The 13160-nt window shown below is 35.6% G+C and carries 8 protein-coding genes and 1 pseudogene; 6 read left to right on the forward strand and 3 right to left on the reverse strand.

Features of this window, described 5'->3' with window-relative positions; genetic code table 11:
* The 4 genes and pseudogenes from G7Y56_RS06795 to G7Y56_RS06810 form a co-directional block, all read left to right on the forward strand.
* Positions 1 to 809: pseudogene (locus tag G7Y56_RS06795) on the forward strand (TonB-dependent receptor); the annotation flags it as partial.
* 19 nt (positions 810 to 828) lie between these two features.
* Positions 829 to 2550: a RagB/SusD family nutrient uptake outer membrane protein gene (locus tag G7Y56_RS06800; RefSeq protein WP_165042147.1), complete on the forward strand. Its 1722-nt coding sequence runs from the start codon at positions 829 to 831 to the stop codon at positions 2548 to 2550.
* 13 nt (positions 2551 to 2563) lie between these two features.
* Positions 2564 to 4045 (forward strand): family 43 glycosylhydrolase, encoded by a 1482-nt coding sequence (locus tag G7Y56_RS06805; RefSeq protein WP_165042149.1) that lies wholly within the window; start codon positions 2564 to 2566, stop codon positions 4043 to 4045.
* A gap of 47 nt (positions 4046 to 4092) precedes the next feature.
* Complete coding sequence (locus G7Y56_RS06810; RefSeq protein WP_165042151.1) at positions 4093 to 6156, forward strand: hypothetical protein; 2064 nt, start codon at positions 4093 to 4095, stop codon at positions 6154 to 6156.
* Between the two features lie 356 nt (positions 6157 to 6512).
* Here G7Y56_RS06810 and G7Y56_RS06815 read toward each other — a convergent pair whose 3' ends face one another.
* The 3 genes from G7Y56_RS06815 to G7Y56_RS06825 all read right to left on the reverse strand — a co-directional run bounded on the left by G7Y56_RS06815 (position 6513) and on the right by G7Y56_RS06825 (position 10959).
* Positions 6513 to 7013, reverse strand: a complete 501-nt coding sequence (locus G7Y56_RS06815) for an SUKH-3 domain-containing protein (RefSeq protein WP_165042153.1) — start codon at positions 7011 to 7013, stop codon at positions 6513 to 6515.
* Between the two features lie 401 nt (positions 7014 to 7414).
* Positions 7415 to 8752, reverse strand: a complete 1338-nt coding sequence (locus G7Y56_RS06820) for a TlpA disulfide reductase family protein (RefSeq protein WP_165042155.1) — start codon at positions 8750 to 8752, stop codon at positions 7415 to 7417.
* A 191-nt stretch (positions 8753 to 8943) separates the two neighbouring features.
* The gene (locus tag G7Y56_RS06825; RefSeq protein ID WP_165042157.1) at positions 8944 to 10959 is read right to left on the reverse strand and encodes an AAA family ATPase; all 2016 of its coding nucleotides are present in this window, start codon (positions 10957 to 10959) and stop codon (positions 8944 to 8946) included.
* A 1157-nt stretch (positions 10960 to 12116) separates the two neighbouring features.
* Between G7Y56_RS06825 and tssD the strand changes: the two genes are divergently transcribed.
* Positions 12117 to 12512, forward strand: a complete 396-nt coding sequence (gene tssD, locus G7Y56_RS06830) for a type VI secretion system tube protein TssD (protein WP_165024354.1) — start codon at positions 12117 to 12119, stop codon at positions 12510 to 12512.
* Positions 12513 to 12696: 184 nt separating this feature from the next.
* On the forward strand, positions 12697 to 13158 hold the full coding sequence (locus G7Y56_RS06835; RefSeq protein WP_165024356.1) for a hypothetical protein: 462 nt from the start codon (positions 12697 to 12699) through the stop codon (positions 13156 to 13158).
* Positions 13159 to 13160 lie beyond the last annotated feature (2 nt).

Here is a 13160-nt window from a genome sequence, read left to right on the forward strand (position 1 = left end):
AGGAATTTATAATGTTAATATTTGTTAGTAAAATGCAGGGCTTTATTAGAAGCTCTAGCGGATTTTACTTAACCGGTGGTATACTTTTCAATTATTTTAGTGGACTACTTTTCAATTATATTATACATCAAACTATATTAGGTCGCTCTAAAGATATGTCATTTGGATATATAGCCGACGGTATCTTTAAAACACAAGAAGAAGTAGATGCCCATGCTAAACAGCAGGGAAAAGCCGTAGGAAGAATAAAATATAAAGATATAAATGGTGACGGCGAAATAACCGACAGATATGACCGGACTTGGATAGGTAATCCTCATCCCGATTTTATTTATGGACTGAATACAAGTCTGGCACATAAAAACTTCGATATTAATATATTCTTTCAAGGAGTTGTTGGAGTTGATGTATACAACGATAATAAGAAAATGACCGATTTCTGGTTCTTCGAATCGGGTAACAACAAAGGGATAAGAGTTCTTGATGCCTGGTCTCCGGATAATCCGGACTCTACAATCCCTGCATTGAGCCTGACGGATAAGAATAACGAGGGGCGCACATCCACTTATTTTGTCGAATCGGGTGCATATCTAAAACTACGCTCTGTTTCTCTTGGATATAGCCTGCCTAAGCCGTTTATTAATAAATACAAAATGGAATCTGTAAGGTTGTTTGTCCAAGGTCTAAACCTTTTAACCATAGCTAAATCGTGGGGCGATAATAAATTCACAGGTGTCGATCCTGAAAATGTGGGTAATGGGTATCCAAATCCATTGAGCCTCACATTTGGTTTAAATGTATCATTCTAAAATATTAAATCTATATAAAATGAAAACACTATTGCGATATACAATCATAGCGTGCATTTCTTTGACTATTTGTTCGTGCTCCGATTTTTTGGATGTAACCCCTAAAGGTATAATTACTGAAAACCAGATTAACGATGCAGATGGTGTCGAAAAAATGTGTGTGACCGCATATTCAGAACTCGGAAACGACCACTTTCAAAATCCTAATTCGAACTGGCCTCACGGAAATGTCCGCTCCGACGATGCATATAAAGGCGGTGATGGTTTGGGCGACAGCGGGGACTATCATGGACTGGATGTATACAATGAGATGAGAGCTACTAATGGATGGATGGATTACAGATGGTGGAAGTTTTATGTCGGCATATCCAGAGTTCACAGAGCTATGAAACTTTTAGGTAGTATAGACGAATCCGACTTACCTACTAAAAATGCAAGAATAGCCGAAATGAAATTTTTAAGAGGGTGGTATTGCCTACAACTTAAACTGATATGGAAATATTTTCCTTATGTAGATGAAACAATGGATGAAGAAAGTTATAAATTAGTATCTAACCGACAATACTCAAACGATGAGTTATGGGTGAAAATTGCAACCGACTTCAAAGATGCCGCAGCCGTACTGCCCGAAACGCAAGTAGAAGTTGGTCGCCCGACAAAGTTTGCTGCTAAAGCCTTCTTGGGGAAGACTCTACTCTATCAAGCATACGAGCAAAACGATGCGCATGAAGTTACCTCCATAAACAAAGCATTGCTAGAAGAAGTCGTATCATTAATGAATGAAGTAATAGGATCAAGCAAATATGATCTATTCGAAGATTTCGGTTATAATTTTCTTGCCGAATTCGACAATGGAAAAGAATCAATTTTTGCTATTCAGCGTTCGATGGATGACGGAACAGGTGATGGACGATTAGATGGCAGCAGCTTGTTAAACCATCCGATGGGTCCTTACGGATGTTGCGGATTTCATATTCCGAGCCAGAATCTCGTGAACGTATTCAAAGTTTCTACAGATGGCCTGCCTTTATTCGATACTTACAATGGTTTAAGTTTAATAGATCCGGTAGATTTCATCATACATCCGGTAGATCCGAGATTAGATCATACAGTTGGTATTCCCGGACATATCTGGAAATATGATAATACGACCCTTTACGAAAAAAGCTGGTCGAGAGCACCTCAAATTTACGGGCATTATTCTTCAATGAAAGAAGTGATGCATTTCAAATGCGACTGTTTCAAGAGAGTAGCTCCATTTATGTCAAGTACTAAAAACACAGTATTAATTCGATATGCAGACGTATTATTATTCAAAGCAGAAGCATTGATAGAACTTAACCGCCATCAAGAAGCATTAGAATTAATAAATAAAATCAGGTTGAGAGCATCACGGAGTAAAGGCATGCTATTATTTGATAATAATACCTATGCATCAACTTACAAAATAGAAGAATATAAACCGGGTGTAAATTGTACATGGACACCACATTATGCCAGAACTGCTCTGCGTTTCGAAAGAAGGTTGGAATTTGCGATGGAAGGTTATCGTTTCTTCGACCTTGTTCGTTGGGGTATAGCAGATAAAGTCTTGAACGACTATATTAATGAGGAAAAGACACGACGCGAATATTATAAAACTGCAAAATTTACAAAAGGGCGTGACGAATACCTTCCTATACCTCAGTCTCAAATAAACTATAGTGAAGGCAATTTAGTTCAAAATCCGAAATACGAATAAAATCAATACTTAAATGAAAAAGCTAATTTTCACTTCTATTTTTTTAGTAATGGCATTAAGCATCGCAGGGCAGGTTGTAAAAGATTACAATCCGTCTATTCAACCTACAACCGGAATGCAATATTTCAAGCCTGTCGAGGAGCATCTTTTTGCAGGTGATTGTATGCCATTCTATCACAATGGTATATTCTATCTCTATTGGCTTTTAGACGAAGGGCATCACGCCGGACTCGATGGGCTGGGTGGTCATCAATGGGCACTCAGCACATCTACCGATCTCATCAATTGGAAACATTATCCCGTGGCCCTTGGAATAGATGAGGAGTGGGAAAAATCAATATGCACCGGGTCGGTTATTGCAGACAAAGAGAAGATTTATGCTTTTTATTCCACACGGGTGAAGGAGGGCAATGATGTTCATGAACAATTAAGCTATGCCATAAGTGAAGACAATGGTCATTCTTTCAAAAAACAACAACCAAATCCATTCTATTTTGCACCGAAAGAATGCGTCAGCCGAGATTTTAGAGATCCACGTGCTTTCAAAGATGAGAATGGTCTTTTCCACCTTTTCATATCCGGTTATCAGAAAGACGCTCCGCTTAGTGGGCAAGGTGGCTATCTGGTACATCTGACTTCAGACAATCTTAAAGATTGGTCAGAAGCTGCGACGCCACTATACGGGCAAAGTGGAGTTCCGGAATGTCCCGATTATTTCAAATGGGGAAATTGGTATTATTTGCTTTATAGTATACATGGCAATACCTATTATGTAAAATCGAAACAACCATACGGACCATGGGAATACCCCGAATTTCAGCCGATGTCTGAAAAATGGGGAAATGTGTCTAAAACAGCCGCATTCAAAAATGGCCGTCGGATTGTTGTATCCTACATGAATAGCAAGTTAAATAATAAAGACAGTGAAGGTCAGGTTTGGGGCGGAAGCATACTTCTGCGTGAGCTCTTCCAGCAAAAGGACGGCAGTTTAACTGTTGGTTATCTACCCGAAGTTGCCCCAGCTATGACCTTGACAAATATCCCTCCTATCAACCTGATGGATAAATTGAAAGAGATTTTACCGGAGAAAGGCGAAATTCTAACCCTGGCAAGCCACAATGGTATAAGTGTGGCTTCGATGAATAACTTACCCTCACAATATCGCATTACAATGACCATTGTCCCCAAAGGAAACTACGATGAATTAGGATTGTTTTTGCGGTCGACCGATAAAGACAAAAAAGGGTATAAACTCAGTTTGAACGCTAATAGAAAAACGGTGGGCTTATTTGAAACAGAAATAGAATCGGTAAATGGGCTTCGAGAACCAATTGCGCTGAATGTTGTAGTGATGAATGATGTGATTGATGTATATATTAATAACGAACGCTGTATTGTAAATCGTTTGGGAGAACAAAAAGGCGAAAATTTGCTTTTCTTTGTCAAAAACGGGCAAGCAGAATTTAAAGATATAAAATTGTACAAGATTAATTAAGGCACAATCATATATCGCTAAAATATCATTAATTAAAACCTATGAAAATGCATAAAAATAAAAACACATTCCTTTGGGTAATGATTTGTTTGCTTTATCTACCGATTTTCCATGTGTCGGCACAAGACGCCGCAAAGGTTGATCTGCTGAGCCACTGGTGGAAATTTAGTCCACCAGCTCCGGCTCAGGGAACAATTGGAAAAGGTTCTAAAAGTGGAGAATTCGTTACAAAAGATCCTGTTGCAGGATTCACTGTGAAATTTAATGTAAACCTCGAAAAGATTGAGGGTCAGCAAAACATATTGGAAATTCCTGATGTTTTATCTGTACACCTACGCCGTGTAAGTCCTGACGTTCGCGACAGGCAAAACTATCCTGCATATAAAATGGCAGATGGCTCGTTACCCGTACTAGAGGCCAATATCAATCTATTCAGAAAAGAACTGGATTCGCAAGGGAAAAAGATGGAAATAGGCTTTCCTCTCGCCATGCTAAAAAACAGCTATGGGAAGCATGAAATTATATTGAATTTTACTGGTGCGCAATGGACAATATATGTAGATGGTGAACTGGTGGATAACGATTTTCCGATAGGCTATCCAAAGTGGGATTCGAAATATGCGTGGTCTATTGATCCTAAATTTGTAGAAAATGCAGAAATATTTATGCCTGCAATAGTTCCGGAACGAGACTTATCGAAAAAGAGCGTTGATAAGCCACAAGTACAATATTGGACACCCGTAGGGCATAATTCATGGGTGGGTGATGTCGCTACAATTTACCATAACGGACGTTTTCATTTATTTTATTTGTATGACCGTAGGCATCATTCAAGCAAATTTGGCTGTGGAGGACATTATTTTGAACACTTATCGACCTCAGACTTTAAAACATGGACCGAACACGAACCGGCCACTCCTATCGAGGAGCAATGGGAAACATTTGGAACAGGGACGCCTTTCGTTGTGGACGACAAATTTTGTATTTCATATGGTTTGCACACATCGCGGATATATCCGGATGAAAAAACAATGTATCCTGCTCTGAAAGTATATTACGAAAACTATGGTAAAACAGGGTTTTTCGATTATAATTCTTTTCCTACTGTACCTTCGGGAGCAACTTACTCTGTTAGTCAGGATGGACTCTCTAATTTTAAGAAAAGCAAGAAAATAATACACTATAGCGAGAATCCTACTATTTATACCGATGCAGACGGAAAATTGACAATGCTGGCAAGCTTTCGTTCAAAAGGGATGTGGCAGTCCGATTCTCTTGACGGAGGTTGGTACTGTGTTAATCGGGATTTTCCTCCCGGAGGCGATTGCACATTTTATTTTCGTTGGGGGAAATTCGACTATATTATCGGCGGTTTTGTCGATTTGTGGTCAAAACCAATTGAAGGTACAAATACAGAATATAAAAGTGTATCGGCACAAGGCGAAGATTTTTACAATGGATTCAATGTACCTGCTATCTCCGAAATTTCCGATGGACGTTTCATTATGTCAGCGTGGTTGCCGGTGCGTGGTTGGGGTGGTCCTCTCCTGATTCATGAAATGATACAGTTCCCCGATGGTCGGATCGGTACAAAATGGATGAAAGAACTTATTCCTGAAACAGGTAAGGCTAAAACCGTTGCTCAACAGATAAATGGAACTGTTTTTTATGATGCTGTACCTGAATCTTTCATGCTTTCGTTCGATGTCTATCCAACAAAAAAGAATGGTGGGAAACTGGCTGTTTCATTCCTTCCGGATGAAGGTACAGACAAAGGATGTGAATTCCAGTTACGATTGGATGATCTGGTTGCTCAATATAGCAATGCGTCATTTTCTCAATTCGCTGACCCTGAAAAATCGTTACGACAAGGAGGTCAACCTCAAGAAGCACGTAATTATGCGATTGAAAAATTAGTCGGAGCAGATAAACCGTTTTCTGTTCGTATGGTTGTGAAATATACCGATAAGTTAGGGGGTGTCCTTATAGATTCCGAAATTGCGGAAAAACGAACTATGATAACTTATCGACCCGATTTATTTGTAAAAAAACTAATGTTCAAATCAGATAATATTCACATCAAAAATGTGAATATTGCTCCTTTAAAATAGATAATATAAAATATTACCAAGTGAAATGTATCTTTCACTTGGTAATATTATCTTTCTAAATAAATAGAAAAGTTAGAAAGCAATCAAACAGCACTGCTTGTGAATCCGCTAACCGAGAGAGGATAGCATGAAATAGCGAGTTAAAAGGCGATGGTAAATCAGCCTCATAAATTGTAATACCTTTAATTCAAGTTCAGGATAAATAAATCAGATTTGTAGTCTTGATACAGAAGGTTTTATTCCTTCAATAAGGCTATTTCTTGTAGAGATATCTGGTAAACGCTTTTTGAGAACAGAAAAAAACAGAACTTTTCTAACCATTCATTGTCTATTTCTAGCTATTTATGACCATCCGACTAGCCATTTTGCTTATCACTTATTATACTTATATCAGATTGTAGACGCAATTCATGATTTATTGCTTCAATTAATTCGTGACACGAAAAAACTTCTTCATTATAATCATGAGCAACATATATTTGTCCTGATACACCTATTGCCAAACATCCTTCATAATAATAACCAAAATATCCTACTGGCAAACATGGCTCATTAGCAAATTGAATAATTTGTTTAAATTCTTTTGATTGCCAAGCGCTTTGCGCATCTTCAACCGTAAATTGAAGCACAAAATCAAACTCAGCTGTTGTATCTGCATCAAAGCCAAGGTAAACAATCTTTATAGGCAAATCAGCATACTGCTTTACAAATTGGGAAACAAGCCCTGTCCAGGGAAAACTAATTTCTATTGCAAAATTTTTGAAGTCTTGCACATCAGTTTGTCGTCCTTCATACCAACCCGCCTTTTGTAAAAGTTTTTCCAATTGTTGATATCTATTTTTATTTTTTATATACATCGCTGAATTTCTTTTAGTCAAATTTTATTTCATCTTTGCAAAGATATACATGTCTGTATTTCTTTACAAAATTCGAGAAGACTTTCAAAAAAAGTATATGCGAAAGAAATTTACTTCTTTCAATAATAATTACACATTACTTTTAAGCTAAATATAAAATTTATTAGCAATAACTTAAGGTAACAAATCTTCTATCATTTTGCGTATCTTATCCGATCCTGTATAACCAGTGACTTTATTTATCAACAGGCCTTCCTTATCGTAAAAAAGATAAGTTGGAATTGAATTAAAATCTAAACTGTCCATAATATAAATCCATTCTTTCTGTGTCAGATAGTAATGCTCTCCTCCTATACCTTTAATTTTCTCTGCCCACCGCTTTTGGGGTGAAGACTCTGTTGTTATATATATACAAAAACAACATCTCTATCTTTCATCTCACTTTTAAGCGGTCTAATATCTTCTATCGTTTTCATACATGGACCGCACCATGTTGCCCAAAAGTCAATTAGAACTACTTTACCTTTATATCTGGATACAATTGCCTCTAATAGTTTTTCATTATCAACAGGCGGATTTACGTTAACAACGGTCTGATGCCTGTTCTTATCCAATGCTAGAATTTGTTTATTTTTGCGCAAAAGAATCTTTTCAATTTCTCCTCCTTTAAAATAACTATTAATATCTTTTGTCTGTTTGGTCGACAATGGTCTCATTTCATCAATGAATTGACGAGAATAAGCGTTTGCAATAAGCACATCATAGAACAATCCGCTATCGAAACCAACCAACTGGCCCATTATTGCTTTCACTTCTATCAACCATTGGTCAATAGGTATTTCATCGATTTTAGGAATGGCCAAGGTGTCATTTCTTAATATGAGTTGCATCAAACTTTGATACTTTTCGGTATATAAATATTGAGGATCGTTAAAATTAAATTCTTTCAAGAAAACATAATATGATTTATCAGGGTCTTGCGCAGTAAATGTTGTTGAATCTCCTTCAATCCTGGTATCGTTATATAAGCGACCCATTACATCATTGAACCAAAAAAGGTTGCCTACAGTATAAATAAGATTAAAATTATCAATTAGTAAATTCTTCTCCATTTCTGAAATATCTCTGTCATTTTTCACAAGCCTTAGCCTATATTCCATATCATACTGCATGGCGAAGGGAATATATGTTTTCGGATCTTCAATAAAGTGATTTACACTATCGCGATTGATATATTTAGGATCAAACTCTGAGGTGGACATACCAATAATTAAATTCCCCCAACGGTTAAAATTGTCGTGTATAAAGTCAGGGCCGCTTAGCCTTTTTACAGTCGCTTCTCCATCATCGTCAAAGATAATTTCAAGTTTTGTTTCTTCATTAGGAGCTAAATTGATAATAAAAGATGTTTCCAAAAATGAACACTGTAAATATCCAATAACATGAGATAATTCTATGGGAACCACTAAAGAAAAACTATCATCGTCATTTAAGATTATATTATAATAATTGAGGCCAGAATTAATAGGACCAGAAACCGCCAACGTTAACGTCATACTATCTTTTCCTCCACCTTTGTTAATATTTGTGATTTTCCCTGAAACTTTAGCTGTTCCTGCCTCTATTTTGGGCTCGGGCAATCGGTCTTTTGGAGAGGATGTAAAGGACAGAAATGTGAAACAAGTTCCAATAATCATTATTAACTTGGAAATGCTCATTACTATTCGCTTTTCATTCATAAATTTTGGAGTTAGATAAATAGTCAATAATTATTTTAACAAATATAAGATTAATTAAAAGCGTATTATAATAATAAGAGACATAAATGAGTACGATAATATTACCGCTAAACGAGCTACTTTTACTTTTTTCGCCTCGTACTACCCGATCTTTCTTAAATTTTATACTTTTACAATAATTATATACCGTTCTATAAATCATTATCCTTAATTCCTCTAAGTTGTTGTGCAATCTGATAATGCTTATCCGACATCTCAAGATTGCCTATAGCCGCATAAGCTTCAGCTAAATACTCATGACAGGCAGCATGGCGGGGTTTCTGTTGAGAAGCTTTACCCAAATCAGTAAGCGCCAATTCTGGCTCATCGATTTTAAGCTTATTCTTCCCTCTGTTGTATAATGCCTTAAAAGATAAAGGACTCAATTCTACGGCTCGGTTAAAACATTTCAACGACTCATGGTAGTCCTCCTGATCATAATAGGTAACACCTTTTCTAACCCAAGCATCCAAATAAGTAGGATCTAAATCCAGTGCTTTATTAAAGTTTGCTTGTGCTGCACGATAATCTTTATAGGCAACAATACATTCATTACCCATCAGATAATATTCCTTGGCATATTTCTTTAACGTTTCAGTTTGTTCGTATAGCTTATTCTTTAAATTTGTATTTTTTGTTTTAAGACCATTTATGACATTGAGTTTCTTTCTAATATATCTTTGTTGCAATGGTTTTTCAATGTCGTAACGGGCATGAATAGCTTTAAAGAAATGAGTTAAGAAATCCTCAAAATTCCCTTCATCAAATTGCTGTATTGCTTCCTTATAAAGATAGTCGGCATCAGATTCTTTCAAAGCTTTATTGATTAATTGCTGATTGTTGAATTGCTTGCTGAAATCAACAATTTCAGGCCGGATAAACACATCTGTCCGACTCATGTTTTTTTTAAGCACAAGCCCGTCTAATGAAGTACATCTGCTTAAGGCAACATAGGCCTGTCCTCCAGCAAACACTCCACCACTGAAGTCCACAATCACATTATTGAAAGTAAGACCCTGACTTTTATGTATGGTTATTGCCCATGCCGCTTTCAATGGCAGTTGCGTATACGTACCTATAATTTCCTCTTCTATCTTTTTTTCCTGTTCATTATACTTATATCTGTAGTTTAGCCATGTTTCTTGCTCTACTTTCACGACTATTCCATCTTCTTTCAGAACATATACATTCTCTTCTTCATCTATTCCTGATATAATGCCTAGCGTACCATTAACCCAGCGACGAGGCCATTGCAAGTCATTACGGATAAACATGACTTGTGCGTGTTCTTTTAATACCAACTCCTGAGCGGTAGGCAGTGATGATTCAGGGAAATCTCCGTCTTTGATACCATAACTGATAAATTCAAAGGTATCGAGCTCAGCCATTTTCTTTTCATTGATATAATCGACATTATCACGCTTGGTAGCCAGGGTAATATACATGTCTTCTTCTTTGGGATTGAATACTGGATTTACACGCTTATTGAGCAGAACAAGATCATTGCTGTTTGACTTCCCATTTCTAATATTATTCAGAATAGAAATAAATAGTTCATCTGTCTGGCGGTAGATTTTTGTAAACTCTATTGGAACAAGGTTTATTTCACGGAAAACATTAGCCGAGAAGAAAAAAGCATTTGTGTAGAACTTATTGATTATCTCTCTTATATCGGGGGTAACAACAGGTTCAAGTTGAAAAACATCACCGACGCAAACCAGCTGCTTACCTCCGAAGGGGATACGCATATTATTTGAATAAACACGAAGAATTCTGTCTATACAATCTATTGTATCAGCTCTCACCATCGATATTTCATCAATTATGATCAGTTCCACTTCTTGTATAATCTTCCGATGTTCTTTCCTGTATTTGAAGAACTCGAATATACGTCCATTAATGAGGCTTAAATCTGCGTCATCTGGAGCTATTGGTCTGAAAGGTAGCTTGAAAAACGAATGCAAAGTTGTTCCTCCTGCATTTATTGCTGCTATACCCGTAGGAGCCAAAACAACATACTTTTTCTCTGTTGTTTGACAGAGATGCTTCAGAAAGGTAGATTTACCTGTACCCGCCTTTCCTGTGAGAAAGACAGACTGACTGCTCCGTTCAATCAGGTCAAGAGCATTTTTGAATTCTTTATTGGATGTATCTATTGATGAAGTCATAACTAAAAAACAAAAGTAAGCTTTTTATACAATTATTTGAGCCTCGTATGGCTTTCTTTAAGTTCTCTTATAGTTGTATAAATAATTTATAGCTCCTTTTCGATAAAACACGAAAATTTCATTCTTAGCTCAAAAATTCGCCTGATAAATTTATGTCAATTCCGAGGTTTAGAACAATGCCGATTGTTCTAAAGTAAACATCCATTCTTTTTTATATTACACTACAGTTTGTGTAATCGTTAGCGTTTACAACATAGATTTATTTACAGTAAAAGCATGGCAATTTTAATCATCAAAATAGTATTTTAATTGACAAGTTCTTTAATATAATAATACAAATGAAGTCAGCATATAATCAAAATCAATATTAAAAAATTGAATATATTATTTGTATTTACAGTTACATAATAATAAATAGATGTTAGAACTATGTGATATTAATAATATTATTAATATATTGTATTTATGATAATTAACAGATATTTTTTATATTAATGTGAAATATATGTTAAGTCTTGTCTATTTTAAATTTATCAAAAATGACAATAATATTCAATAGAACATCACTAAAAAAAACAAATTACTAACATATTTCACATACAAATGGCAAATAAATAAATAAATTTCCATAAAACTGCTCATATCAGAACAAACAGAGGTAAATTTGTAATTAAATTAAATATAAAACCAACATAAATATATATTAACCTAATTTAACCTTACAAATAAACATCTATTAATCAATTATATAAATTAAAATATAAAAAGAATTTAATCTTTTTACTCTATATCCTATTGCCTGTTATTTTTAACATACCTATATTCGCAAACGTATTCGTAAACGCAACGCGTATTTAAAAACTCTTTATAACACGAGACAACTTTACGTATTTAAAATCCTTACATTAATAACTTTATAAGTATACAATAAATTTAGTCAGGATCATCTAAACATCAGATAGCTAATATTTAACAAATAAATTTAACATTAATCAAAAACTATAAAAAAGGAGACAATGTATTGAGTTATCATTTCGAGTACTTAACAACAAAAACAAGACTTAAAAACATACCACTCCAAATCTGAATTTATATTAAAATTAATTAAGCCTGATATACTCTATCGGGGAATACCAACACTTTAAAATTATAAAATTATGGCATTTCGTGCAACATTAAATTTTGGGGGCAAAGAGTTTGACGTCCTTGATTGCAGCTACAAACTAAGCAGAGATATCGACTCTAAAGGACGTCCTGCATCTAACATCTACGGAGGCATTATTAAGGTACATGTGGAGTCAACAGAAGACACATCTATCTTAGAAGGTCTAGTAGCTCAATTTAAACCCAATTCGGGAAGTATCACCTTCAAAAAAGGTGACGAAGAAGCTAAAATGAAAGAGCTTACATGGGAGAATGGTTACATTGTTTCTTTCGAAGAAAATATCGATGTAGTTGGTTCAAAACCAATGACTCTTACATTTGAGGTTTCTGCTCAGGTGTTAAAAATTGGTGGCGCACAGTTTGAACAAAACTGGCCATTAAATAACTAAAAGTAGAACAGAAGCGGAGTGGATGTCCCACTTCCCGCAAAAGTTGTTGAGATACCGCTCCGTTCTGCTCTCTGTTAACTATTTCCGAACAGAGAAAGAATATTGATGCTTAAAGAAAGTATCAACTGTTTTTTGTATCTGTTCCGGAAATATTATTCAAAGATAATCATTAAATTAAAGATATATGATAAATAATTATGAAATCGGTGGTAATGAGGTCAAAATAGATGCCTCTGAAGCCATTTCCGCAATCCCTGAAAACAGGACAATGCTTGTCGAAAAACTGACATCCGACGAACCTATTAATCCAGCTGCTGTAACAGGATTAACATCTATAGAACAAGTTTTCTCTCATTATAAACCAGAAACTGATATAGAATTTCAAAATGCAGATGGACAACCGGTGAATGAAACCTTTCGTTTTGCCAGTGTAGGAGACTTTTCTGTAAAAAATATGACTGCCCAAAGTCCTTTCCTAAAAGGAGTAAGCACAGAGAAAGATTTCTATGATAACCTTACGAAACAACTACGTTCGAATAAGGTATTGCAAAGAGCTTTAGAGAACCCTGAAGCAAAAGCTGCTTTTGTAGCTGCTTTACAAGGTGTATTGGCAGAAATGGATGAGGTTGAAAATATATCAATATAAAA

The sequence above is a fragment of the Dysgonomonas sp. ZJ709 genome, from assembly GCF_011039195.1.
GTDB lineage: Bacteria > Bacteroidota > Bacteroidia > Bacteroidales > Dysgonomonadaceae > Dysgonomonas.

Excerpts from the sequence above, each read along its gene's own strand:
- G7Y56_RS06810 (WP_165042151.1), top strand. The coding sequence starts at position 4,093 with ATGCATAAAAATAAAAACACATTCCTTTGGGTAATGATTTGTTTGCTT.
- G7Y56_RS06835 (WP_165024356.1), top strand. The coding sequence starts at position 12,697 with ATGATAAATAATTATGAAATCGGTGGTAATGAGGTCAAAATAGATGCC.
- G7Y56_RS06805 (WP_165042149.1), top strand. The coding sequence starts at position 2,564 with ATGAAAAAGCTAATTTTCACTTCTATTTTTTTAGTAATGGCATTAAGC.
- G7Y56_RS06825 (WP_165042157.1), bottom strand. The coding sequence starts at position 10,959 with ATGACTTCATCAATAGATACATCCAATAAAGAATTCAAAAATGCTCTT.
- G7Y56_RS06820 (WP_165042155.1), bottom strand. The coding sequence starts at position 8,752 with ATGAATGAAAAGCGAATAGTAATGAGCATTTCCAAGTTAATAATGATT.
- G7Y56_RS06800 (WP_165042147.1), top strand. The coding sequence starts at position 829 with ATGAAAACACTATTGCGATATACAATCATAGCGTGCATTTCTTTGACT.
- G7Y56_RS06815 (WP_165042153.1), bottom strand. The coding sequence starts at position 7,013 with ATGTATATAAAAAATAAAAATAGATATCAACAATTGGAAAAACTTTTA.
- tssD (WP_165024354.1), top strand. The coding sequence starts at position 12,117 with ATGGCATTTCGTGCAACATTAAATTTTGGGGGCAAAGAGTTTGACGTC.